The sequence below is a fragment of the Paracoccus sp. (in: a-proteobacteria) genome (assembly GCF_030538495.1).
Taxonomy (GTDB): domain Bacteria; phylum Pseudomonadota; class Alphaproteobacteria; order Rhodobacterales; family Rhodobacteraceae; genus Paracoccus.
Genome location: NZ_JAUNTW010000004.1, coordinates 179,611 through 202,254, shown reverse-complemented (window position 1 = coordinate 202,254; position 22,644 = coordinate 179,611). Strand labels below are relative to the sequence as shown.

26 protein-coding genes are annotated in these 22,644 nt (G+C 57.4%); 11 read left to right on the top strand and 15 right to left on the bottom strand.

Annotated elements, in window-relative coordinates; translation table 11 throughout:
* The 10 genes from Q4G20_RS05495 to Q4G20_RS05450 all read left to right on the top strand — a co-directional run bounded on the left by Q4G20_RS05495 (window position 1) and on the right by Q4G20_RS05450 (window position 7,355).
* Window positions 1-1,992 carry a hypothetical protein gene (locus tag Q4G20_RS05495; RefSeq protein ID WP_303342375.1) on the top strand — a complete coding sequence of 664 codons (1,992 nt, stop codon included), beginning with the start codon at window positions 1-3 and terminating at the stop codon, window positions 1,990-1,992.
* Window positions 1,993-2,041: 49 nt separating this feature from the next.
* Window positions 2,042-2,287 carry a hypothetical protein gene (locus Q4G20_RS05490; RefSeq protein ID WP_303342374.1) on the top strand — a complete coding sequence of 82 codons (246 nt, stop codon included), beginning with the start codon at window positions 2,042-2,044 and terminating at the stop codon, window positions 2,285-2,287.
* Window positions 2,288-2,295: 8 nt separating this feature from the next.
* Window positions 2,296-3,219 (top strand): hypothetical protein, encoded by a 924-nt coding sequence (locus Q4G20_RS05485; RefSeq protein WP_303342373.1) that lies wholly within the window; start codon window positions 2,296-2,298, stop codon window positions 3,217-3,219.
* A 19-nt stretch (window positions 3,220-3,238) separates the two neighbouring features.
* On the top strand, window positions 3,239-4,123 hold the full coding sequence (locus Q4G20_RS05480) for a DUF5309 family protein (RefSeq protein WP_303342372.1): 885 nt from the start codon (window positions 3,239-3,241) through the stop codon (window positions 4,121-4,123).
* Window positions 4,124-4,190: 67 nt separating this feature from the next.
* Complete coding sequence (locus tag Q4G20_RS05475; protein ID WP_303342371.1) at window positions 4,191-4,493, top strand: hypothetical protein; 303 nt, start codon at window positions 4,191-4,193, stop codon at window positions 4,491-4,493.
* A gap of 30 nt (window positions 4,494-4,523) precedes the next feature.
* Window positions 4,524-5,072, top strand: coding sequence for a hypothetical protein (locus Q4G20_RS05470; RefSeq protein WP_303342370.1), 549 nt, complete (start codon window positions 4,524-4,526; stop codon window positions 5,070-5,072).
* Between the two features lie 247 nt (window positions 5,073-5,319).
* Window positions 5,320-6,099 (top strand): hypothetical protein, encoded by a 780-nt coding sequence (locus Q4G20_RS05465; protein ID WP_303342369.1) that lies wholly within the window; start codon window positions 5,320-5,322, stop codon window positions 6,097-6,099.
* Window positions 6,100-6,437: 338 nt separating this feature from the next.
* Entirely contained in the window at window positions 6,438-6,617 is a 180-nt protein-coding gene (locus tag Q4G20_RS05460) for a hypothetical protein (RefSeq protein WP_303342368.1), read from the top strand.
* Window positions 6,614-7,132, top strand: coding sequence for an N-acetylmuramoyl-L-alanine amidase (locus tag Q4G20_RS05455; RefSeq protein ID WP_303342367.1), 519 nt, complete (start codon window positions 6,614-6,616; stop codon window positions 7,130-7,132). Before Q4G20_RS05460 ends, Q4G20_RS05455 begins: the two co-directional genes overlap by 4 nt.
* A gap of 10 nt (window positions 7,133-7,142) precedes the next feature.
* Entirely contained in the window at window positions 7,143-7,355 is a 213-nt protein-coding gene (locus tag Q4G20_RS05450) for a hypothetical protein (protein WP_303342366.1), read from the top strand.
* 582 nt (window positions 7,356-7,937) lie between these two features.
* Here the strand turns inward: Q4G20_RS05450 and Q4G20_RS05445 are convergent.
* From Q4G20_RS05445 to Q4G20_RS05375, 15 genes are all read right to left on the bottom strand, one after another.
* Window positions 7,938-8,099: a hypothetical protein gene (locus Q4G20_RS05445; protein ID WP_303342365.1), complete on the bottom strand. Its 162-nt coding sequence runs from the start codon at window positions 8,097-8,099 to the stop codon at window positions 7,938-7,940.
* A 114-nt stretch (window positions 8,100-8,213) separates the two neighbouring features.
* The gene (locus Q4G20_RS05440; RefSeq protein WP_303342363.1) at window positions 8,214-9,089 is read right to left on the bottom strand and encodes a hypothetical protein; all 876 of its coding nucleotides are present in this window, start codon (window positions 9,087-9,089) and stop codon (window positions 8,214-8,216) included.
* A gap of 32 nt (window positions 9,090-9,121) precedes the next feature.
* Window positions 9,122-9,400 carry a hypothetical protein gene (locus Q4G20_RS05435; protein WP_303342362.1) on the bottom strand — a complete coding sequence of 93 codons (279 nt, stop codon included), beginning with the start codon at window positions 9,398-9,400 and terminating at the stop codon, window positions 9,122-9,124.
* Window positions 9,401-9,410: 10 nt separating this feature from the next.
* Entirely contained in the window at window positions 9,411-9,911 is a 501-nt protein-coding gene (locus tag Q4G20_RS05430; protein WP_303342361.1) for a dATP/dGTP diphosphohydrolase domain-containing protein, read from the bottom strand.
* Window positions 9,890-10,639 (bottom strand): hypothetical protein, encoded by a 750-nt coding sequence (locus Q4G20_RS05425; protein WP_303342360.1) that lies wholly within the window; start codon window positions 10,637-10,639, stop codon window positions 9,890-9,892. Before Q4G20_RS05425 ends, Q4G20_RS05430 begins: the two co-directional genes overlap by 22 nt.
* The gene (locus Q4G20_RS05420) at window positions 10,636-11,352 is read right to left on the bottom strand and encodes a DNA adenine methylase (RefSeq protein ID WP_303342359.1); all 717 of its coding nucleotides are present in this window, start codon (window positions 11,350-11,352) and stop codon (window positions 10,636-10,638) included. The genes Q4G20_RS05425 and Q4G20_RS05420 overlap by 4 nt, the downstream gene beginning before the upstream one ends.
* 232 nt (window positions 11,353-11,584) lie before the next feature.
* A complete protein-coding gene (locus tag Q4G20_RS05415) occupies window positions 11,585-13,405 on the bottom strand; it encodes a DNA polymerase (RefSeq protein ID WP_303342358.1) in 1,821 nt (606 codons plus the stop codon).
* The gene (locus Q4G20_RS05410; RefSeq protein WP_303342357.1) at window positions 13,402-13,614 is read right to left on the bottom strand and encodes a hypothetical protein; all 213 of its coding nucleotides are present in this window, start codon (window positions 13,612-13,614) and stop codon (window positions 13,402-13,404) included. The genes Q4G20_RS05415 and Q4G20_RS05410 overlap by 4 nt, the downstream gene beginning before the upstream one ends.
* On the bottom strand, window positions 13,614-15,113 hold the full coding sequence (locus Q4G20_RS05405) for a toprim domain-containing protein (protein ID WP_303342356.1): 1,500 nt from the start codon (window positions 15,111-15,113) through the stop codon (window positions 13,614-13,616). Before Q4G20_RS05405 ends, Q4G20_RS05410 begins: the two co-directional genes overlap by 1 nt.
* Window positions 15,114-15,247: 134 nt before the next feature.
* Window positions 15,248-15,616 (bottom strand): hypothetical protein, encoded by a 369-nt coding sequence (locus Q4G20_RS05400; protein ID WP_303342355.1) that lies wholly within the window; start codon window positions 15,614-15,616, stop codon window positions 15,248-15,250.
* A 3-nt stretch (window positions 15,617-15,619) separates the two neighbouring features.
* Window positions 15,620-16,039: a RusA family crossover junction endodeoxyribonuclease gene (locus Q4G20_RS05395; protein WP_303342354.1), complete on the bottom strand. Its 420-nt coding sequence runs from the start codon at window positions 16,037-16,039 to the stop codon at window positions 15,620-15,622.
* Window positions 16,039-16,674, bottom strand: a complete 636-nt coding sequence (locus Q4G20_RS05390; protein ID WP_303342353.1) for an ssDNA-binding protein — start codon at window positions 16,672-16,674, stop codon at window positions 16,039-16,041. Before Q4G20_RS05390 ends, Q4G20_RS05395 begins: the two co-directional genes overlap by 1 nt.
* On the bottom strand, window positions 16,667-16,900 hold the full coding sequence (locus Q4G20_RS05385) for a hypothetical protein (RefSeq protein ID WP_303342352.1): 234 nt from the start codon (window positions 16,898-16,900) through the stop codon (window positions 16,667-16,669). The genes Q4G20_RS05390 and Q4G20_RS05385 overlap by 8 nt, the downstream gene beginning before the upstream one ends.
* Window positions 16,901-16,994: 94 nt before the next feature.
* Entirely contained in the window at window positions 16,995-18,764 is a 1,770-nt protein-coding gene (locus Q4G20_RS05380; protein WP_303342351.1) for a DNA-directed RNA polymerase, read from the bottom strand.
* A gap of 28 nt (window positions 18,765-18,792) precedes the next feature.
* Complete coding sequence (locus Q4G20_RS05375) at window positions 18,793-19,620, bottom strand: hypothetical protein (protein ID WP_303342350.1); 828 nt, start codon at window positions 19,618-19,620, stop codon at window positions 18,793-18,795.
* A gap of 311 nt (window positions 19,621-19,931) precedes the next feature.
* Here Q4G20_RS05375 and gyrA point away from each other — a divergent pair, with 311 nt between their 5' ends.
* Window positions 19,932-22,625: a DNA gyrase subunit A gene (gyrA, locus tag Q4G20_RS05370; protein ID WP_303342431.1), complete on the top strand. Its 2,694-nt coding sequence runs from the start codon at window positions 19,932-19,934 to the stop codon at window positions 22,623-22,625.
* Window positions 22,626-22,644 lie beyond the last annotated feature (19 nt).

Here is a 22,644-nt window from a genome sequence, read left to right as displayed (position 1 = left end):
ATGGGAAAGAAACTGACCAAAGACGAAATCTCTGCGGTCATCGCCAAGGCAATCTCAAACTCGGAACACTTCACAGACTCGAAGCTGGCAAGCGAACGCAGTAATGTGCTGTCGTATTATCGCGGGGAGGCCCCAAAGCCTCTTCACAAAGGCGACTCGAAGTATGTCAGCCGCGACGTGTTCGACTCTGTGGACTCCATGCGTTCAACCGTATTGGAGGCGTATTCTGCTTCCAACCGCATCGTCTATTTCCGCCCCGAACGTGGGGAGACCGTGGATGACGCCAAGCAGGCCACTGAGTTTACCCAGCAAGTGTTCTTCCGGGACAATGCCGGGGAAGACCTTCTGTATTCCACCTGCACCGACGCCTTGTTAGGCCGCATCGGCGTTCTGAAGGTGTTCTACGACGAGGAGACCCTTGAAGATGACTTTGAGTTCGAGGCGCTGACGCCTGAAGAGCTTACCGCCGCCGTGTCACAGCACGACAGCTACGAGTTCGTTGAGACCGAGATCACCCCTGAGGGCCTGTATTCGGGAACCTACCGGGTGTTCACGCACAAGAAGGGCATCAAGGTTATCGCCATCCCGCCCGAGGACTTCTTGATTGCATCGGGCGCAGAAACCATCCAAACCGCCCGCTTTGTCTGCCACCGCAGCCTGAAGACCCGCAGTTGGTTCGTTGAAACCTACGGTGAGACCGTCGCAGAGAAGATGCGATACGGGGCCTCGTCAGACCATCTGTTCGATTACGAAAAGTCCCAGCGGATGTATTCCATTGGATCGGGTCTAATGGACGACGGCCACGACCCTGCCACGGCTGAGGCGGCCTTTTATGAGTGCTACATCCGGGCTGATCTTGAAGGTGGTGGGAAGGCCCGTCTATGGAAGGTCAGCTACGCAGGCGGCGAGGTCTTGGACAAGGAGCGTGTGTCGGTCGTGCCTTTTGCGGCCTATGTCCCGCTGCCTATCCCGCACACCTACATTGGGGACAACTTCGCGGCGGCGGTGATCCCGGTGCAGAACGCCCGAACGGTCCTGATCCGACAAATCATCAACCACTCGCTGATGACCAATAACCCCCGACAGCAGGTCCTGAACGGCACCTTAGCCAACCCTGCGGAGCTTCTGGACAACCGCCTAGGTGGTATCGTCAACGTCCGCCGTCTGGACGGTATCGCGGCGATCCCCCAAGCGCCCCTGAACCCTTACGTCTTTTCGCTGATCCAAATGATTGACGAAGACAAAGAGGAGGTCACGGGTATCTCCAAACTGTCCCAAGGTCTGAACAAAGACGCCATTTCCTCCCAGAACGCGGAAGGCATGGTCGAACAGTTGATCTCAGCGTCCCAACAGCGGACCAAGACCATTGCCCGCCGCTTTGGCGTCTTCATGAAGGACTTGTTCTTCCTGATCTACAACACGGCGGTTGACCACATGGACCAACAGACGGTTGTCGAACTGTCTGGTGTTGAGGCCGAAGTGAACCCGGCACATTGGAAACACCGTTCGGCGGCGTCCATTGAGTTGACCCTCGGATACGGCGAGCGGGAGCGTGAAGCCCAGAAGTGGCAAGGCATTGATGCCATGTTCTCGCAAGACCCGATGCTGGCCCCACAATACACCTATGATCGCCGCTATCAGGTGATCCGCCGGGGTCTGGAGCAGATCGGCGTTGAGGACCTTGAGACCTTCCTAACGCCGCCTGAAGAAGTCCAACCGCCTGAACCTGATCCGATGCAGGAATTGCAGATGGAAATGCTCAAGACCCAGATTGAGTATGCCAAGGCACAGGCAACAGCGATGACTGCCAAAGCTGAGACTGACCGCATGAAGGCGGAAACCGACCGTATGCGTATTCAGAGTGACACAGCCACCCGACGCTTCGACAGCGACACCAAGCGCCAGAAAGTCGAGAATGACTTCTGGGTCGATCAGGAAGAACTGCGTTTGGCCGAAGCCGCCGACACGCAGAAAGCCTTCTATAACCCGTAACCCCAAGACCCTCCCTTGGACCCATCTAAGGGAGGGGCCACAGGTGAACATGAAGCAACCCACCGAACAGGAAATCCTGCTTTGGGCGGCGGACTTGCGGCGGATGATGAAATCCCCTGCCTTTGAGTTCGCCGTCGGGGCTTTGCGTCAGGACTATCAGAACCGCTTCTTCGGTTCTGGTTGTGCCGACCGCGACGCCCGCGAAGTAGCTTACCGCAGCAATCAAGCCCTGACCGACCTGTTGTCCTCGATGGAGACTGTCGTGATTGCGGCTGAAACAATGACCCGTGACTAGGAGTGTCGATGGACCCCGATATTCAAGAATACACCGAAGACGACGCCGTTGAGGCATACCTGAAGTCCGCCGAAGAAACCGACGAACAGGATGCCCCGGAGAGCCCACAGGATGCCCCGGAGAGCGGCGAAGACGAGGGCGGCTGGGGCGAAGCCAGCGAAGCACCTGACGCCGACGCTGAGCCGTCTGAGGGAGTCCCTGAAGACACCGTTGAAATCCTCATTGGCGAGGAGAAGAAGTCGGTAAACCGGAAGGACCTTGAGCGTCTTTACGCCGACCGCGCGTCCATCGCCAAGTCAGCGCAGCATGTCCACGCCCAGAACCGGGCCGTGGAAGCCCAAGGCATGTTCCTTGCCCAGCTTTACGACGCCCGGATCAAACGTGCGCAGGAAGTTGCTGAGAAATACAGCAAGGTTGATCTGTGGGCGGCCCATCGGGAGCTAGGCACTCAGGAGTTCAATGACCTGAAGGCGAATAAAGAAGCCGCTGAAGCTGAACTCGCCGCCCTGAACCATGAGGCGTCGTCCTTCTTGGAACAGGCGCAGGCGACCCGTCAGACCTTCATCCGCGAAGCCGCTGCACAGGCTATCCCGGCGATCCGTCAGGCAATCCCTGAGTGGTCGGACACCCTGTATAATGACCTGCGGTCTTACGCTGTCGGTCAAGGGATGGACCAAACCACGGTGAATGAAATCGTGGACCCAGCCGCCATCGTGATGATGCGAAAGGCCATGCTTTACGATCAGGCTCAGAAGAAATCTGAAACGGTCGTCAAGAAAGCCGTGACGGCCCCGAAGAAAGTTGTTGGCAAACCCGAAAGCCGCAGCGACACCACCAAAGCAAACGCAAGTCGTCTGGTCGAACAGGCCCGAGCCACCGGCGACATTGACGACGTAACCGCAGCCTTTCTCGCTGCCCAGCGTGACCAATAATCCTTAGGAGATAACCAATATGACCACCCATTTGAAATCGTTCGATCTGGTCGGCAAAAAAGAAGACGTGTCGGACTTTATCTCTCTGATCGACCCGACGGACACCCCGTTCCAGTCGTCCATCAAAGACGAGAAAGTCAACAACACCCTGTATCAGTGGCAGGAGGACCAACTGCGGGCTGTGGCGAAGAACGCCAAGGTCGAGGGTCTGGAAGCCCAAGACTCGACCCGCGATCAGCCGGTCATGCGGTCGAACGGCACCCAGATTCTGGAAGAAACCTTCCGTGTGTCCGGCACCGCCGAAGCCGTGAAGACCTATGGCCGCGACAAGCAGACCGCCCGCGAAATGATGAAAACGGGCAAGCTGTTGAAGATGGACTTGGAACACTCGCTGGTTGGCACCGGTCAAACCTATGTCGAAGCCTCGGCAGGGACCCCCGGTGAATTTGCAGGCGTCCAAGCCCAGATCGCCACGGAAACCACCACCGATGCGGGGGGCGCTTTGACCGAAGCCCATGTCATCGCCACCCATGAAAAGATGTATAACGAGGGGTCGGACGCTTCGGTATTGATGGTCAAACCCTCCGATACCGTTGTGGTGGCGGGATGGGCTTCGGCCACCAACCGCACCCTGAACGTGGACCATGGCGACAAGAAGTTGTCGAACGTCATCAACATCTATGAGGACCCTTTCGGCACTGTCCGGGTGGTGAAGAACCGCCTGCTGCGGGCCACGGATGCTCTGATGTATGAGGCCAAGAACTGGAAGCTGGCCGTCCTGCGCAACTGGTTCCGCACCGGTCTGGCGAAGACGGGCGACAGCGACCGCCACATGATGGTCGGTGAGTTCGGTCTGAAGCACTCCAACCGGAAGGCTTCGGGTCTGATTAAGGGCCTGAGCTAATCATCCTTTAGACGGGTCTAAACGAGGGCCTTAGGTTAAACCTGAGGCCCTTTCCCATTGAGGCACTATGAACCAAACCGCTGCGCCGCACGAGGCGCTTATTTTGCAAGACGACGGCTCCGGGGTTATCACCACGGAGCAGGAACTAACGCCACTGTTCTGGAGACAACTTCAGAACTCCAAAGATGACTTCAGGATCAACCTAGACGGACTGACCCATGTGGCCGCCGTCCCAGAGTCCTTGGCAAACATTTGGCTGCGGCAAGGCTTCGACCTGTGGTCGGCCCCCGCAAACGAAATCATCAAGAAGCTCCGGTCAGACAACATGGAGGCGTTTATCGTCTCTGGGGACACCCGTTTTGACCACTGATCTTCCTTAGACCAATCCAAAGGAAAACACATGCCCGCAGAGGAAGTGCGCTCCCTGTTCACTGACATTCTTAACCGGACGGATTGCACCGAGGCGCAGACAGACGTGTTCATCTCTCTGGCCGTTAAGCGCCTCGGCACCATCCTTCGACTGGACCTCCAAGACAAGACACTTATTCAAAAGGGTTCCCTTGCAGTCATTATCCCGGACTTCCTCACGATCAATTTCGTGAAGATCAACGGAAAAACAGTCCGCAGGCTTTCGGACACGGGCGAGGGTGGCGGCTACACAATCCGCAAGAACGTCATGCTGTTCCATAAAGTGGGCGTTGGCCCTGAAGACGAAGTGCTGGTGTCCTACAAGACGGGCTATGGGGACTCAGGGTCTTGGGCTGACCTCACGGCGTTATTGGCGTATGCGGCCTTGGTTTTCGCCGCCGATACCTTCGTGGACGAACGGAAGCAGAGCTTTGAGCAGACCTTCCAAGCACTCGTGGCTGAGGCCCAACTCGATAACGACATTCGTAAGACTGACGGCCTCTATATGGCGGTCAGTAACCCATATGAAGGACTAATCTAATGGCAAACACCGCCTACCTACACCCACAGGGTCCCGCTACGGCTGCCTTCAAGATCACTCCACACAACACAACAAACCTTCCGAAGCCGATCCGCGTGTTGACGGTTGGGGAACTTGGGGCTGTGTCCTATGTCGGCCTCGACGGAGTGACCTACACGACCAATCCACTGCCTCCGGGAACTTACCCCATGTCGGCGGTTCGTGTCAGGACGACGGGAACCACGGCTAAGCAATTGACGGGGTGGGTATGATCGGGATCGCTTCGGGGATGTGGATGCCCGTCTCGTCAGCAGCTCTTCCGAATTCTCAGGGTCAAGAGCCGCACCGGCTGACGGCCTACTACGAAAGCGGGGCAATCCCCATTCACTTCAGGGCAACCGACCTACTGCGGGATGGGGACAACCTAGTCGGGTTTCGCAATGGCGGTGCGGCTGGGGCCTTGTTTAACGCGGCAGTCCGGGGAGCGGTAAGCACAGACGGGGACTGGATCACGGTTTCAGATACCGGTGCCGCGCTTACGCTTCCCCACCCTGCGGATTTGCAAGGCGCGCGTCTTTTCATGGTGGTCCGTAATCTGACCCTCACGGGGGACCCCGGACTGGTAGGCCACACAGAGTTAACGGAAGCGGGGACGCGCGGGATCAATAACGAAGGAAACACAGTCCTACGAATCCGCGCGTCGGGCGCGGTCGCCCTGCGGAACCGTGTCGGCTCGTGGAGCGGCAGTGACATACCGATTGCCGCCAACTGGTCTGGACTGACTCTGCTGGAGGTCGCGCTGCACCCCACCGAAATCCGCGCCCGCTCGGGTGGAGATGTAGATGTGGTCCTGCCCCTGTCGACCGCGATGCAGGCCAGATTCGCCTCCCTGCTCCTGTCCGAAATTGCATCAGGTGGTTCGGTCACGGGGGCGCGGGGGGACTATGGCGATATTGTCAGCGTCCTCATTGACCACCCAGACTACGACACCGCCTGTGCGGAGGTCCGCGCGTATTTACGTTCAAAATACGAGTCTGCCGCTGCTTAAGGTCATCTGTGAGTTATTCACCCCGACAAACCAAACCGGCCCAGCTAGTCAGTCATACCGAAGGTCCGCCGAGGCGGTCTATCACTTCGTCCTTGGAGCCTTCCTTGCGTATTCCGCAGCCGCCTTTGGACTCGTCCCGTCGGTCCTTTGGATCAGTCTAATCTACGGCATCAAAGAGGTCATAGACCTGCGCAATGGCGGGGACCTTTGGGACAGCATCGAGGACACCCTGAGCGTAGCTCTGGGGGTCTTCCTATTCGCTAGCCCACACTGGCCTCCTGTAGCCCTTGCGTTGGGAGCCTTCGTGCTGGTTCTCGGAGCCAACGAAAGAAAATAAAATGAAAGAAGCCCTACAGGACGCTGGGGACGCCACGGCCATCTTGGTGGTCGTCGGCTCCGTGTCCCACATCTTGCCGCCCGTCGCCGCCCTACTGGCGATCATTTGGACCATCATCCGTATCTTCGAGTGGGTCCGTTTCCGTATTTTCAAGATCACTGAAGGAGGTGTGTTCAAGTGAGCCGCCCGATCCGATATATCGTCCTGCATTACTCGGCCACGTTCGAGGATCAGGACATCACCGCCGCCGATGTGCGTAACTGGCATAAAGGTCAGGGGTTCAACGACATTGGCTATCATTACTTCATCCGTCGTAACGGTCTGGTTGAACCCGGTCGGCCTGAAAGTGTCACCGGCGCGCATGTCCGAGGGCACAACCCGAACAGCATTGGCATCTGTTGTGCCGGGGGGCTGAACCGGGGGACTGGTCCCGACGTCGGTGTGGACAACCGCACGGACGCCCAAAAGACCGCCACGGTTAACCTGCTGAAAGACATTCTGACCCGTTACCCGGACGCTCAAGTGGTGGGCCACAAAGACTTAGTGCCGACCCAATGCCCCGGATTTGACGTCCGGTCGTGGTGGGCCACGGCCAAAGACACCAAGCCCCTTGCCGCTGAGCCTTCGGTCAGCGTCTGGCAGGCTATCGTCCGTTTCATCGACGCACTGACCCGCCGCCTTACCCAACCCGCTTAAAGGAAACCCAATGTTCGCTTTTACTAAATCCGCCTTCGCATCCCGCACTGTCATTGCCGGTATCGTCGCTCTTGTGGCGTCGATCCTGAGCATCTTCGGCTACACCGTCCATCTGGACCTGCAAACCGAGATCGTCGGTGTGATCCTGTCAGTCATCACCGCGCTGTCGGCTGTTGTGGCCATCTATGGCCGCATCGTGGCCACTAAGGCCATCCGCCGATGACCCTTGGACCTGTCTAAAGGACAAATAAAAAGCCCCACCCAAGGAGTGACCGTAAGGTCTCCAAGGGTGGGGCTATTTTTTTTTATTGGAAGGTGAACTTACCTGCCATCGGGGCGAAGGTCACGACGGCTGAGGCGAATCGTGCAACGCCTCGGTGGTGTGCGGCGTCCCAAGACAAGACTACAGGTCCAGAGGGTGTTGTCACTTCTAGGGGCGACTTGCTTTGCAGCTTCGTGACGAGGGGAAGCAGGGCCTTAAGCGCCACGCATTGCTCCCCCTGATGCGCTAGACTCAATGGACGGTCTCCTCCGTCACCATGACGGAATAAGGCACCTTCGGGACCATTCGTCCGGTTACTCGCTTATCACCCCGACACTCGGTAAACTCAAAACCGCCGCTGTCCAGCCATCGGAAGTCCTTCACAGACCCCAACTCGGTCGTTTCGTCGTCAGTGATAACGACAATGTTAGTGATCTTATACTCAGCCATCTTCATATCCCATAAAGGTTTCAATCAGGACGGGGACCGAGGCCGCAAACACCATACAGGCGAAGACGGCCCCAATGCCGAACCACGTCCCGGTCACTTAGCCACCTTACGGACAGCCGGGGTTTTAGCGGACGCTTCCACAATGGTCGCTGCCGCTTCGCGGATCAGGTCAACATCGGGGTGCTGGCCCACACGACGTTCGGTTTTCAGTGCCAGTTCTTCCAACTGACGGGTCAGGTCTTCATATGGGTTCATAGGAACTCCTTTGGTATTTCTTGGGGAAACGGGTCGGGTATTGGTATTGGAAGTGGAACCTGAGGACCTGCATTAGACGGGTCCAAAGGTCTTCCAGTTGAGTGAACGACAGGATCACAGGTCCCTCCGAATACCGAGGAACACGGGGAACCGGGGGATACCTGCCGGGGATAGTTCTTGATATTTGAACGTCACCTTTTGACCGAGCAGGGACTCACGGTTGGTCCACAGGTCCTGACGTTGGGCCTGCGTAAAGCCTGTCCCGATGGAGAACACCACGTCCTTGTATCGAACGATCAATGCCCCCAGCGTGTCCTGAGGAACCATTCCGGATGCGTGGGTGGATCGTTCGGTGGACCCAAGGGCGTTCTTGGTGGCGGTGTTCTTATTGGACAGAAGTTCCTCGAACCCCGTGATGCTCGCCTCATCATCGAAGAACTTTTTGATCTTCAACAGACCCTGTTCCTTGGCAGTCGAGCGGCCATACTTATAGGGGGCCTTGGGACACCGGACCATCGTCCCCTCGTGTCCGTCCTGTTCGTAGGCCCGAATGGCCTCGTGAAGCCCGTCCAGACGGCTGACGTAAAGGCACTCAAGACGATGCACAGGGCCTTCGGGATCGTAAGGAACCGTTTGCAATCGTCGGGCATACGGAGTGTTGGGTTTAGTGAAGTTGTCGAACACATAGAAGCGGAACACAGGGGTTCCGCCCTTGCGCATGACGTTGCCCTGAACGGTGTTGAAGTCATCCAGAGGCCCTAAGACCCCGCCGGAGTATGTCACAATCTCGCCGTCAAAGCCCTCGTATTCTGGTTTTGACAGAAGCCCACGGATGTAATCGTTTGGGATCGGCTTAAGCATCCGCGTTTTGGCGACCCCTTCGTGGACCACACAGCGGATGCCGTCCAGCTTTGGTGAAACCAGAACCGGAAGCCTGATTTTAGACAGGTCTTCCGGGGCCGCTGCCGCAAGCATCGGTTTGAAACTCATTCAGCTTTCCTTTGGATTGGTCTAAGGGACGCTTAGTCAGCGCCGTGGAGCTTGGCTTCCAGTTTGTCGGCGGCGTCTCGGAAGAACTCGATCAGATCATACCACGGGGCTGTCAGGTTCTGTTCGTGGCCGTTGGTCACGGCGTCAATATCAGCCTCCAAGTCGTCCAAGAGGGTATCAAGGCACAGAGGGTCTCGGCTGACCGTCCCGTGTCCAGTGCAGGCAGTGTAAGCGGTCAGACCACCGTCGGTATCAATATACCAACCGGTGGTCAGCCGGACGGGGGCGGGTCGGATGTAAGAAACAGACATTGGGACTTCCTTATTTGCTGCTTGCCCGGATGACGTAGGCATCAGCTACGCGGTCATCTTTCAGGCTGTCATGGGCTTGGGCGTCGATCAGGATCATCAGGCAGGCCGCTGCGTGAGCCAGATGGTGAACCTTGGAGTCATCCGCCAGTTCTTCCTTAGCCGCCCATTTGTCCAAGTGGCGGCGGGCGGCGTTGATATAGACGTTGGCGGATACAGGCTGATCCCGCCAGTTGAACCGTCCGTATTTTCGGGTCCCGTCTAGCAGGGCCTTACCGATTTCGTAGAGGGGGCCAAGGGGGACGTTCTGGTAGTCTGGCTTGGTGTTTCCGATCAGGTCCTTGGGGTTGGATCCGTCAACCGCTTCGTCCTTTGGCGTCCAGTCTGGGTATTCGCCCCACGCTGCTCTCGCACAGTCTGTGGTGCAACCTGTGCCTGCCGGAACGTCAGCGCACTCTTGGTCACAAAACTTGCAGGTGTAGCAGGTGCGGATCATTTCACGGGTGGCTCCCATAGTTTCACCTCTTTCGTGTCAAAATCATATTCCCCAGCCCGCAGGATACGGGCCAGTCGTGCCATCAAGATTGCATTGGATTCGTCCAAGCCAGCGGCCTTGAACATTGAGACCACCTTGGGCCACATCACCCTCACCGGCTCGGGGACCGGAAGACACTTCTCTGCCTTGACCTTACCGACCCGTGGGACACCCTTGTAGTTATCCACTGTATCCCCGGTCATGGCTTGTCGAAGCCAGTTCACATTGGCCTCGCCTTCGGTAAACTGATGCCAGTCACCTTTGGTCCGCCCATGGGACGCCGGAATGAACAACCGACAAGGCACCGTGGCAAAGTCCTTATCAGCGGACACAGCCACCGTGTTGGGGTCTTCGGTTACACGGATGCCGATAAGGTCATCCGCCTCGATCCCGTCTTCCCAGATCGTCATTTCGTATTGCTTTACGAGGTCTTTCAGTTCTGCAAAGGCGGGGTGGGGCTTAATGTCCTTCCGGTTGGCCTTGTATTGGTCGTAAAGACCGTGCCGGAAGTTCTTGCTGGGGGAGACGACCAGATAGTAGTCACTGGTCTTCCCCACGTCCTTTAGCCAGCGGTCCAGCATCTTGTTGAAATGCCACAGGGCTTGCTGAGGGTCACCCGACGGCTCCCCGTCAAAGTCGGCGTCACAGAAGGATACCGCCCGGTGAAGCAGAATGTCTGCGTCAATGAAGGCTACGGGGTGGGTCATGACGGCACCACCCGGAACAGACGTTCCGTTCCCCTGCGACCCCCTGCGTTGTTACACAGCGTTCGGTTCATGGGCTTTTCCCAGACCTTATCCCAATGGTCTGGCGCAGTGTATTCGGAGACGAAGACGGTGTGTCCTTCGTTCACTTTATCTTCGGCCCACTTGTAGAAAGCCGCACTGTCGAAAGGCCCCACATGGTATCCTGTGGTCCCTGCATAGGGAGGGTCACAGTAGATCAGACTGTTGGCCGGGATGGGGAGATCTTCGTATCCGCAGTTAAACACCCGAACCCCCGCCATGCCCGACGCTTGTTTGACCATGCTGTTGTAGGACCGGCGGCTCTGGGTTTTCTCGTTTTCAGGACAGCCTTTTGTCCCGGCCTTGTCGCGTCGGTAGCCTCCGAAGAACTTACCGCCGAATGACATCGCGAACCCTGCATAGGCCGTCAGGGGGTCTTCCCAACGGTCCCTTTTAAGTTTTGCGTATACAGATTCAGTGACGACCTGCGGCGGTGTCCAGCCGTTTGCTACGGCGTTCCACAGGGTTGCGACATAGGGGCTAAGGTCTCCGGCGATGCGTTCGCCAGAAACCTTATGAATGACGTTAGCCCCGCCAAGGAAAGGCTCAACGTAGACCTGACCGGGACGACGTTCGGCCTGAACGATCTTAACGATCTGATCTGAAATTCGGGCTTTGCTTCCGAGGTATTTCACACGGGTTCCCCCGCCAAATCCAGAATCTCCACATCGGCGTTTGTCAGGGACAGGAAAGGCCCAGTGGACCTCTGGTAACTCACTGCGTATCCCTGCATTTCACCCAATTTAGTGTGGGGTGAGATGTAAACGCGCCGAACATCTGTGTATTCCCGCCGCAGCAAATCCGCATAGGTTTTCGCCCCGCCAGTCGTGATGAAGACTGCGGGGTTGGTGTCTTGTTTCTCAGTCATTAGTGTGTGTCAGTCCATGTTTTGCCACGGTCGGCAGAACCAACCAGAGGGCAACGCACCTCTAGAAGTTCACCGGCTCGTGTGATTGACCATTTTCCGACTTCCATAACCTTTTCGGTAATGTCGGGATGGCTGGTTAGCTGGAACTCGTCATGGATATTCCCGCAGTAAGCGAACTTATCCAGAAGACCCAAGCGGGTCATTTCGTCGTCAAAGACGCAAAGGGCTTTCTTCATGACAATCGACCCGTTACCTTGCAGAAGGGTGTTGAGGGCCGAGTGGTCGGAGGCCGACGGAATCCACCGCCCATCGTGTCCGGGCAAGGCGCTGTATTTGTTATGCGCCGCTTTGCATTTGGCGATTAGTTGGCCAAGCCCGACGATGCCGGACTCGATGTTGGCGCGGAGTGCTGCGCCAAGTTTACTCGGGGACCCCTTAGGAACCGGCTTACCGGCGTTCTTGGCGTCTTCCTGAACAATGAGACCTAGCTTCTTGTCGAAGCAGCCATAGTTGTGGGCGTAGATCATAGTTTTGGCGCTGTCCCGCAGATGCAGACCAGCGGCTCTCATGTTCATGGTGTGAATGTCGGTCCCTTTGGACTTGTCCCCAGAGTGGACAATCTCGACATACCGCCCCCCGTCATATGGATGCAGGAAGTGGGCCAATTCCCGCAGTTCCAGACCTTCGGCATCCACCCCGACCAAATCCCAACCGGGGTCGGCCAAGAACAGCGACCGCATCCGGGGGTCCTTGTCCACCTGCGCCATGTTCGGCTTGAAGTGGCTCATCCGGTGCGTCCTTGCGCCCAACGTATTGACCTGACCGTGCAGGTAATACGTCCCGTCATCCTTGTGATCCGCCAGTTTCAGCCACGAGTTTGCCCCGTCGGCTAGCATCCCAAGCTTTTTACCAAGGGTCATATAGCGACTCATGGCCTGTGCTTCGGGATACTCGAGATTCCCCAAGATCGTTTCGTCAATCTTGGGTTTTTTCGTGGGGGTCATATCGACGGGCTTCCAGTCATACTTTGCCATCAGGCGCTGTGCGATCTGGTCGCGGGAACCCGGATTGAACACCTCGACGTGATCCTTGAGCCTCTTGGGCTTACCTGTGGTCTTGTCGATCTGTTTGTCCGAGTACCGTTCCGTAACAATCGGCGGGAAAATATCCTGCAATTCCCGTTCAAGGTTCACCTGCTCTTGTCGCAATTCCGCCTCCAGCATCTGTGCCTTGGGATAGTCGAAGCGGAACCCGTGGTTGGTCTGTTTCTGGACCACATAGGCGGTCTTAAACTCGGTCTCACAGGCGGCGTAGCGTTTCCGCCAGAAGGCCCCAAAGGGCTGGAACTTGCGCCCGTTCGGGGCCTTTCCCGTCCACGCGGCTTGCAGGATTTTAACGTCCTGAATCCCGTATGTGACCATTTCGGGGGTGAATTGGGAGAAGTCGTCGTGATCCCCCTTGCGAACCCCCAGCGCCTCCCCAATGTCTTTCAGGGAGTGGCGGGTGGCGGTGCTGTCCATCAGACGGCTGATAATCAGCGTGTCGATGATCTGCTCAGCCCGGAGGGTTCCGGGATACAGCTTGTTGATGGCGAACAAGTCATAACCCATGCCGTTATGGAAGACGACGGCAGGGGCGTTCTTAAGGATGCTCAGGGCTTCGCTGATGGGCCGGTATCCCGGCTGGTCCGCATAGGCCACGACCTCTCCCTCTGGCCCCTGTGCAAGCTGGATCAGCCACATTCGGGACAGGCTGGGCAGAAAGTCGTCGCCTTCACAGTCAGCGAAAATGATATGTTCATCTTCGACGTTCTGCATCATTTCCGGTAATCCGTAATATCAACCACGGCGCCATCAACGATTGGGCCACGCGGCGTCCGACCCTTGGTCATGAAGTCGTAAATGTCAGCCGCGTTCTGGATCAGGGGGTAATACCCTTCGCAGAACTCCATTTCCCGAAGAGCCAGCGTCAGGGCCAGATGGCGCAGTTGCAGGTCGGCGTCGTTCGTGGTGTTTTCATTCAGGTTCATCAGAAGCCCTCCGCAGCCTCTTTGAGTTTATCTTCGCTGAGTTTCGTGTCTTGGATTGGTCCAAGGCGACCCCGTTCGAGGTCATAGCCCAGAAGCAGGGTGTGGCCTGTGGCCCTCCCTGTGTATCGGTCCTTGAGAACCCTTAGGGTCGTCGTATGCCGTTCATCTTCATCTTCGGCCTGTTGCGAACGCTCCAGACCCAGCATGAGGAATGACCAGAACCCGATGGATCGCGAGCCTTTGAAGTGCCGGATCATGACCCGACCGCCTTCTTCATGTGGTGTCCCGTCGGGGGTGGACAGGTGGGACACAAAGTGGATGATGACGGATAGCTCATTCGCCAGTCCCGCCATTTCCTTCATGATCTGTTCCAGACTGCCCTTTTCGTCGCCTGTGTCCGCCATTGCCGTCAGGTGATCGACGTAAAATAGCTTGATGCCTTTGGACACAGCCATGTGCCGAATACGGACCTTCACTTGGTCCCATTCGGTTTCCCCAAAGGAGTCATACAGGGTGACTTTCCCCCGCAGCGGTTCAGCCGCCTTTAGGAAGTCGTCAGGTGTCCAGTCGGCGTCGGGGATGTGAAACCGCTTGTTGCCGATCTTGCCAGCAATTCGCTTGATGGTTTCGACGGGTTTTTGCTCAAGGAACAGAAGGCCCACTTTTTGATCCAAGGTCTGAACATCATAGGCTATCTGCTCCGTCAGAAAGTCCGTCTTACCGACCCCTGTTCCAGCACCCAAGGCGTAAACCTCACCATATCGACGTCCGTAGGTAAGCTGAGTCAGATCATCCAGAAACCACGGCAGGCCCCACTCAATGGGTTTCAGAGCGTCTTCCCAGACGTCCTCCACCTCGACCAGCCCGTCAGGTCGGACCTCCTCGGCATTGAAGACAGCGCCGAGGATGGCCTTAATGTCCCCAGCGTCCAAAGCTTCGTTGAAGTCCTTATATTCGCTGGACAGACGACCGATCTTCATTTTGCCGGGGGACAAGATGCCCTTGCATTTCTCCAAGGCGGCCTGACCGGCTTCGTCGTTGTCGAAACACAGGATGACCGACTCGAAGGACTCAAGGTATTCGAGGTTGTCCTTTAGGGCTTTGACCGCAGCATCCGCCCCGTTCGGGATGGATACAACCGGCCAGTTCTTGCGGGCCGTGGCGTAGGAAAGGGCGTCAATCGCCCCCTCCGTGATGACAATCTGTTTGGACCCCGCAGGTGCGGCGTTTTTGCCGAACAGGGAACTGCCAATCTTACCGATCACCACGAAGTTTTTGTTTCGGTCGCGTAGCTTCTGCCCAACCCGGACACCATCTTCGTAGTAATTCTCAATCTGGACCTTCTTACCCCGCATGGCCGACATGGCCGATCCTTCTTTACAGGGGTAATCTTTGGGGACGGTCCCGACCCAATAGTGAAACTTTTTGCATACATCTTCGGGAATCCCCCGTGCCGTTAAGGCGACAGGTTCCCCCGTAATCCATCGGTATTCGCTCATGGTGTTCCTTTGGACGGGTCTAAGGGACCCCTCAGGTGGATTGTCTGGGTCGTGGTAATTGGCCCCGCAACTAAAGCAGCGTATCCAACCACTTGAATAAACCGCCGCTGCGTCGGAACTCCCGCAGTCCTCCTTTAGGCAGGCTTGGTGACGGACGAGGCAGCTTTCTTCGCGTGTTTCTTTTGCCACGTTGGGTTCCTTTCGATCCGCCTCAGAAGGTCTGTGGCGGTCTTGGCCCGGTTGGGGCTGAGGAGCGGAAGGACCATCAGGATCAGGTCACGGGTGCCGTCGAGGCTGTTCGTGACGTATTTCCATTGGTTCGGGCTGTTGGGATGCCGCGTGACGGTTCCGACGCCAGCGGCCTCGGCAAACCGGGTCAGCGTGGGCTCACTGAACGAGTCGATACGGATAACATTCAGTTTTTGGGTTATTTGGGCCTTCCCTTCAAACACACCCGCCAGCCACGCACGTTGTAGGGGGTGAATTTTTCGTTCTTCACTCATGGTCTATGCGTGAAACGCCTCCTGTGAATGGTGTTCCGGGCCTCCTGTGATGGGAATGATCCGAACTTTGGTGTGGGGTTCCTCCCCCGCTTTGGCAAACCGCTTGGAACTCGACAGGACAGACACAAGGCTGTCATCGGTCCAGAACCCACATTTGGTCATTGCGTCCAAAGGCAGCTTTGCGAGGTTGTCCACGTCGGCCCGGTGGACCGGGTAGGCCGACGTTTTGTAGGGTGGCATGACGAACAGAAGCCGGACCTCTACAGGACCTTCGGCGGCTGTTTTGCAGTGCTGTGGCAGGGTGTTCTTGAGGAACTGTTCGTAGGTCAAATGGGCCTTAGGATAGGCCACACGCCCCGGCCCAAAGACCCGTGGGCGGGACGCCGGGACGGGCGTTGCGGGGATCGTGAAGATGGTCTCCATCAGAAGGGAATCTCGTCCTCGTCGTCGTCATCCTCCCCGCCGGTCGTTTGGTCGGCCACATAGCCGTCCTCAATGTCTTCGAATCCGTCGGTGTCGGGGCCATGTCCGCCACTAAAGCTGGTGTTCTTTTCGACCAACTGAGCCGTCCGCAGGCGGAACGAAATGCCGGACCCTAAGCCTTCGTAGGGGTTGATTTCGAATTTCACGCGGGCCTTGTCACCAGACATGATGAAGACGTCTTCGGGAAGGGCGTTGCGGGCGCTGTCGATCAGGCCGGGCTTGAACTTCGATTTGGTCTCAAAGAAAATCCGGCCCTTGTGGTCTTCGTCCAGACGAGGGCGTTCGCGGCCTTCTTGGGGGATAAAGTCGTCCTCGTCTTGATCCTCAGGGAATTGGAACGGGATTTTGTGGACCTTTTTCAGCTTAACGCCCATTCGGCGGGCATCGGCTTTGGCCGTCTCAATGACCTTATCGCACCACGCACGGTTTTCATCGGTATCGTCCAGCAGGATGCGGACCTTGAACGCAGGTTCTTCCTTGCCGTTAAAGCCGTTATCCGGTTTATTCAGCCACGCATATTTGGCAATGCCGGTGGGAGTGACCAGACAGGTGCCGCGTTGTTTCTTCTCAGTCATTCAGTTCTTCCAAAATAGTTTCGATTTTTTCGGCGATGTGGTTAGCTTTTTCTGTGTCAGCCAAAGCCTGCCGCAGATTTTCTTGGTTCAGGGCAATCTGATGCCGCGCAATGGTTGCCTTTTCGTCGGCGTCGTTGAGAACGTAGCGAAGAGCTTCGCGTTGCTTCTGGGCGTGTTTCTTGAGGCGGTCCAACGGGTCGGACCAAAGCAGGTGGTTCAGGAACATTCAGGGTTTCCTTTGGATGGGTCTAAGGAAAGAAAAGACCCGACGAATGAACGCCGGGTTCTTCCTTCTATTCAGGCCGTTTGTGGAAACACTTTTACGAGAAGAAGTATTCCGACCCTAAAATCTCGAACACGTTGAAATCCCCCACCTCAGGCGGCTCCGGCATCACCAGCCCGGAATACCGTTCAACGCTCTCTTTCCAGATTTGCAGGTAATCCCCAGAATACATATCCACCGCCGTTTGGCGCAGAATATCCCGCATAAGTCCGACATAGGCCATAGGGCACCCAAAGGAGTCATGGATCATCGAGAAGTCCCGAATACCGGCATCCGCCATCCGAACCGTGGTGATCTGCAAATGACTGGCATCACAGGAATGAACCACGTTGGGCGGAGCGGAAGACCCCATTTTACGAACATCCATACCGATGCGGTTATGAAACTCCTCCTTGGTTTCGTATTCTTCGGGTTCCGCATAAAGATAGAACCGCGTATCATACGACAAAACCCGGTTCTGAACGACATTCCGATACGCCTGTGTCACCTTGCTGCCCGCCGGGGTGTCCCACGTCAGCGGCATACCCGCCTCAGCACACCGAACCGCACAGGCTTGGAACCACCGTTGCAGCGCGCGGCCATTCGACAGAGTGCTGTCAATCGACGCCATGATAAGGTCACGCATGTAACGCGCCGCGTCCCATTCGTTGTCCATGCCGTCAACATGTCCGTCCTTCTCCATGAACCCGGCCACGCCGTATTCGGTGACACCATAAGGCACGGTCATCACCGCCCGCTTCACCACGGTTCGGCGGTCGGATGCCGACAGCAGCCGGGGGACCCACTCAACAGCTACGTCCAGTCCTTTCTCCGCGTCCGTCTGGACCTGACCCCAAACGCGATCAGCCACCGACATATACAGGTCAAACCGTGTGTCCCGGTCACAGCAGTTTGTCGCCTCTGCCCCCACCATGTCGCGGGCCATGATGCTAAGGTGTTGCGCGCCGTTGCATGACCCGTCGAGGTTGCCCGGCAGGTAGGACACAAAGGCTTCGGGACCATCCGGGAGGCCCTGCGCTGTGACCCACTCATGCGCCGCTGCAAGGAACTGGAACGGCTTGTCAGCCTTGAGCCACCCTTGGTTGGTCATAGGGTCACGAACCCACTGCATACACTGTTCGAAGAACTCAGGCTCGGACGCGAACGCGAACCGATCCGCCATAGACAGCTTGTCTTCGCCCCAATGAGACGCCACAGACACACCCAGCCAGAACACCCCGGCCTCCCCCAAACGGGTTCCACGGGCGAACCGCAGTAGGCCCTTGGATAGATCGTTGGATTGGGGCGTCAGGTCGTTCGGGATGGGGTAAATGCGGGTTCTGAAGTCCATATTATGCGGGAAATAGAACCGATCAAACTGGGACATTTCATCGGCCAGCTTGACAATTCGTGCCGTTGCCCGCCAGACGCCCAACTCTTCCTCGTAGCGTTTATACTCCCGGGCCGTTTCTTTCTTGATCCGCTGTTTGCCGTCGCGGTCCAGACAGGCCCATTCTTCTTCTGTCAGGCGGCGGTTCACAGGGTTCTTTGGGTCATTCTTGGGATTATCCGGGCGGGCAATCTTAAGGACGGTCTCAAAGCCGTTTCGCCCGGTGAACCCAAGGTCTTTTCCCCGTTTCTGGAACGCTAAGACAGTATCCAGAATAAACAGGTTGACCCGCCAAGGGGTTTCTTGGATGGCATTAAGTGCTTCCACGGCGTAATTGCTGATTTGGCTTAAATCGGCGGCGGTGTGGGCATTGGGTCCAAACCCCCGGACAATCGGCTCGTTGTTCAGGAAGTAACCTCCGGCGTAGTGTTTAGTCATTCTGCTCGTTCCTTTGGATCGGTCTAAATCAGTCATTCACCAGAACCCAGCGTTTTGGCTTCGTCAGCATGGGCTTTTTGACTGTCTGGTGGATGGATATTTGATGTTCGATGCGTTCCAATTCGTGACGGAACGCCTCGGTTGTGCGCAGGTATTTACGCAGGACGCCTTTGTGAGTGGCGTTGTGGGTCTCAAAGTGGTCTGGAAGGGCGTTGATCGTTGTGGTGATTAAAGCATCGCCGCAATAATGTTTCTCTTGGGTGGTCCAAGAGTATTCCGAAAGGGCGGTGAATGTCTGTTTCCACTTCCAAACCGCTGATCGGGTAACTTTAGACTCCGCCAGAATCCGATCAGCCGTGGACCTTGGGACCTTCGTTAGGCCCTCAGCCTCGGCATACGCCTTTGCCGCGTTCCGAGATTCCTTAACCCAGTTCCGAAAGTTCAACTCCGTTTCCACCACACCGGCCAACTGAACGCAGGTCTGTTGATAATTCACACCCTCGTTCGGGTTGGGACAGCCCGCCGCCCGATCAATCATCGTTTTGAGGGTCAAAAGGGCCAGCGTTTCGGCAGGCACCAGAACCAGCGTAGCGCGGGCTGAACGGCTGGTTCTGTGTCTAGGGGCCACGGCTACGGATTCGCGTTGGAGGGCCTCAAGGGCGGTCTCCGTGACTTCCAGAAGGCGTCTGATGACCTTCTGACCTGCCTTCGTGTCCGAGGCGCTTCCTCTCAGGTCCGTTGTGCCTTCCCGATACCGGGATGCTTCGTAAGCCTCCATCCCGGAAAGGTTCATTTGACGTTCCCATGCTGTTTCCATCAGCACGGGGTCGGGCATGTCTGCCCACCATGTTTTCATTCTGGGTTTCATTGGATGGGTCCAAGGCAGGGTGGCAATTTTGTGCCACACAAGGGGTTGTGGTGTATATGGACCCACTAAACTATTTAGGACGCTAACCCTTTGATCTGTGATTCGCCTGACTAACTTTTGCCACTGAAGGTAGGCCCAAAGGCCCACATGCGCTTAATACTCAATATCCTGCCCCCGCGATTGCACCCAAACGCCTGATCGGATAGAGCCTTTGGCAACAGACGCCCGAAGGACATGCCGTGACTGACACCCCCGAAACCGACCAGCCAGACGACGACAACACCCCCGAAATCCGCGTGATGGCGCATGACGGGCCGGTGATCGACATTTCGTCGGAAATGCGCACCTCGTATCTGGATTATGCGATGTCGGTGATTGTCAGCCGCGCGATTCCGGATCTGCGCGACGGGCTGAAGCCGGTGCATCGCCGCATCCTCTATGCTATGGACGAAAGCGGGAATACCCCCGACAAACCCTATCGCAAATCGGCGCGTCCGGTGGGCGATGTGATGGGGAAATACCACCCGCATGGCGACGCGGCGATCTATGATGCCCTGGTCCGCATGGCGCAGGATTTTTCCATGTCGCTGCCGCTGCTGGATGGTCAGGGCAACTTTGGTTCGATGGATGGCGACCCCCCCGCCGCCATGCGCTATACCGAAGTGCGGATGGATAAACCCGCCAATTTCCTGTTAATGGACATCGACAAAGATACCGTTGATTTTCAGGACAACTATGACGGCAAAGACCGCGAACCCACGGTTCTGCCGGCGCGTTTTCCGAATATGCTGGTCAATGGCGCGGGCGGTATTGCCGTCGGCATGGCCACCAATATTCCGCCACATAACCTGGGCGAGGTGATCGACGCCACGCTGGAACTGATCGACAATCCCGACCTGCCGACCGAACGGCTGCTGGACATCATCCCCGGCCCCGATTTCCCGACCGGCGCGATGATTTTGGGCCGGTCCGGCGCGCGCAAAGCCTATCTGGAGGGACGCGGCAGCGTCATCATCCGCGCCAAAACCCATATCGAGGAACCGCGCAAAGACCGTTTCGCCATCGTCATCGACGAAATCCCCTATCAGGTGAACAAAGCCAGCCTGATCGAACGCATCGCCGAACTGGCCAAGGAAAAGCGCGTCGAAGGCATCAGCAGCGTTCAGGACGAATCCGACCGTCAGGGCGTGCGGGTCGTGGTGGAACTGAAACGCGACGCAACGCCGGATGTGGTGCTGAACCAGTTGTTCCGCTTTACGTCGCTGCAAACCAGTTTCGGCTGCAACATGCTGGCGCTGAATGGCGGGCGGCCTGAACAGCTGGCGCTGCGCGATTTTCTGACGCATTTCATCACCTTCCGCGAAGAGGTTGTCGCCCGCCGGACCGCCTATGAACTGCGCAAGGCGCGTGAACGCAGTCATATCCTCTGCGGTTTGGCCGTCGCGGTGTCGAATGTGGACGAAGTTGTGGCCACCATTCGCGCATCCGCTGACGCGACCGAGGCGCGCGAACGTCTGATGGCCCGCCGCTGGCCCGCGCATGACATCGTGGAATATCTGCGCCTGATCGACGATCCGCGCCATCCGGTGAACGACGACGGCACCTATAACCTGTCGGAAACGCAGGCCCGCGCGATTCTGGACCTGCGCCTGCAACGCCTGACGCAGATCGGCGTAAAAGAGGTCACGGACGAACTGCAACAACTGGCCGACGCGATCCGCGATTATCTGGCGATTCTGGCCAGCCGCGAACGGATCATGGCGATCATCAGCGACGAATTGCGCGAAATCCGCGATCTGTTCGCCGTGCCGCGCCGGACCGAGATCACCGACTGGGCCGGTGATATGGACGACGAAGACCTGATCGAACGCGAAGATATGGTCGTCACCATCACCAGCGGCGGTTACATCAAACGCACGGCTTTGGCCGAATTCCGCGCTCAGCGTCGCGGCGGCAAGGGCCTGTCGGGCATGGCGACCAAAGAAGACGATGTTGTGACCACGCTGTTCGTCGCCAACACGCATACGGAACTGCTGTTCTTTACCACCGACGGCATGGTGTATCGCCTGAAAACATGGCGTTTGCCGCTGGGCGGGCGCACCGCCAAGGGCAAGGCCATCGTCAACATCCTGCCCATCGGCGCGGGTGTGTCGATTGCCGCGCTGATGCCGGTGGACGCGCCGGAAACGGAATGGGACAATTATCAGGTGATCTTTGCCACCGATGGCGGCGATGTGCGCCGCAACGCGCTGTCGGATTTCGGCAGCGTGCGCGCGAATGGCAAAATCGCGATGAAACTGCCCGAAGGCACGTCGCTGATCGGGGTGCGCATGGCGACCGAAGATGACGATGTGATGCTGCTGACTGCTGCCGGTCGCGCGATCCGGTTCCCGACGACCGCCGTTCGCGTGTTCAAGGGCCGCGATTCCACCGGCGTTCGGGGCATCCGTCTGGCGGGTGATGACACCGTGGTCAGCATGGCCGTGATCCGCCATTTCGAGGCCGACCCCGCGGAACGCGCCGCTTATCTGAAAATGCGCCGCGCGGTCGCCGGTGCTTTGGATGACGGGGCCGAGGCGGATGACGACGACGAAACCGTCACCGAAGGCACGATCACGCAGGAACGCTATGCCGAAATGTCCGCGGCCGAGGATTTGATCCTGACCATCACCGCCCGCGGTGCGGGTAAGATCAGTTCCAGCCATGATTACCCGGTGCGCGGGCGCGGCGGTCAGGGCGTGATGGCCATGGATCGCGCAATGCGCGGCGGCGCGGTTGTCGCCAGCTTCCCGGTGGACAGCGACGATCAGATCATGCTGGCGACCTCGACCGGGCAGTCGATCCGGGTGCCGGTGGACGGCATCAGCTTCCGGTCCCGTTCGGCGGGCGGCGTGCGTGTGTTCAATACCACAGGTGGCGAAGAAGTTGTGTCCGTCGCCCGGATTGCCGAACAAGGCGCGCCTGAATCCTTGACCGACGAACCCGAAACCTGACACGATTATTTCCGGCCCC

Bases quoted from the DNA above. Each gene is read 5' to 3' on its own strand.
- Q4G20_RS05495 (WP_303342375.1), top strand. From the start codon at position 1: ATGGGAAAGAAACTGACCAAAGACGAAATCTCTGCGGTCATCGCCAAG.
- Q4G20_RS05490 (WP_303342374.1), top strand. From the start codon at position 2,042: ATGAAGCAACCCACCGAACAGGAAATCCTGCTTTGGGCGGCGGACTTG.
- Q4G20_RS05485 (WP_303342373.1), top strand. From the start codon at position 2,296: ATGGACCCCGATATTCAAGAATACACCGAAGACGACGCCGTTGAGGCA.
- Q4G20_RS05480 (WP_303342372.1), top strand. From the start codon at position 3,239: ATGACCACCCATTTGAAATCGTTCGATCTGGTCGGCAAAAAAGAAGAC.
- Q4G20_RS05475 (WP_303342371.1), top strand. From the start codon at position 4,191: ATGAACCAAACCGCTGCGCCGCACGAGGCGCTTATTTTGCAAGACGAC.
- Q4G20_RS05470 (WP_303342370.1), top strand. From the start codon at position 4,524: ATGCCCGCAGAGGAAGTGCGCTCCCTGTTCACTGACATTCTTAACCGG.
- Q4G20_RS05465 (WP_303342369.1), top strand. From the start codon at position 5,320: ATGATCGGGATCGCTTCGGGGATGTGGATGCCCGTCTCGTCAGCAGCT.
- Q4G20_RS05460 (WP_303342368.1), top strand. From the start codon at position 6,438: ATGAAAGAAGCCCTACAGGACGCTGGGGACGCCACGGCCATCTTGGTG.
- Q4G20_RS05450 (WP_303342366.1), top strand. From the start codon at position 7,143: ATGTTCGCTTTTACTAAATCCGCCTTCGCATCCCGCACTGTCATTGCC.
- Q4G20_RS05445 (WP_303342365.1), bottom strand. From the start codon at position 8,099: ATGAACCCATATGAAGACCTGACCCGTCAGTTGGAAGAACTGGCACTG.
- Q4G20_RS05440 (WP_303342363.1), bottom strand. From the start codon at position 9,089: ATGAGTTTCAAACCGATGCTTGCGGCAGCGGCCCCGGAAGACCTGTCT.
- Q4G20_RS05435 (WP_303342362.1), bottom strand. From the start codon at position 9,400: ATGTCTGTTTCTTACATCCGACCCGCCCCCGTCCGGCTGACCACCGGT.
- Q4G20_RS05430 (WP_303342361.1), bottom strand. From the start codon at position 9,911: ATGGGAGCCACCCGTGAAATGATCCGCACCTGCTACACCTGCAAGTTT.
- Q4G20_RS05425 (WP_303342360.1), bottom strand. From the start codon at position 10,639: ATGACCCACCCCGTAGCCTTCATTGACGCAGACATTCTGCTTCACCGG.
- Q4G20_RS05415 (WP_303342358.1), bottom strand. From the start codon at position 13,405: ATGATGCAGAACGTCGAAGATGAACATATCATTTTCGCTGACTGTGAA.
- Q4G20_RS05410 (WP_303342357.1), bottom strand. From the start codon at position 13,614: ATGAACCTGAATGAAAACACCACGAACGACGCCGACCTGCAACTGCGC.
- Q4G20_RS05405 (WP_303342356.1), bottom strand. From the start codon at position 15,113: ATGAGCGAATACCGATGGATTACGGGGGAACCTGTCGCCTTAACGGCA.
- Q4G20_RS05400 (WP_303342355.1), bottom strand. From the start codon at position 15,616: ATGAGTGAAGAACGAAAAATTCACCCCCTACAACGTGCGTGGCTGGCG.
- Q4G20_RS05395 (WP_303342354.1), bottom strand. From the start codon at position 16,039: ATGGAGACCATCTTCACGATCCCCGCAACGCCCGTCCCGGCGTCCCGC.
- Q4G20_RS05390 (WP_303342353.1), bottom strand. From the start codon at position 16,674: ATGACTGAGAAGAAACAACGCGGCACCTGTCTGGTCACTCCCACCGGC.
- Q4G20_RS05385 (WP_303342352.1), bottom strand. From the start codon at position 16,900: ATGTTCCTGAACCACCTGCTTTGGTCCGACCCGTTGGACCGCCTCAAG.
- Q4G20_RS05380 (WP_303342351.1), bottom strand. From the start codon at position 18,764: ATGACTAAACACTACGCCGGAGGTTACTTCCTGAACAACGAGCCGATT.
- Q4G20_RS05375 (WP_303342350.1), bottom strand. From the start codon at position 19,620: ATGAAAACATGGTGGGCAGACATGCCCGACCCCGTGCTGATGGAAACA.
- gyrA (WP_303342431.1), top strand. From the start codon at position 19,932: ATGGCGCATGACGGGCCGGTGATCGACATTTCGTCGGAAATGCGCACC.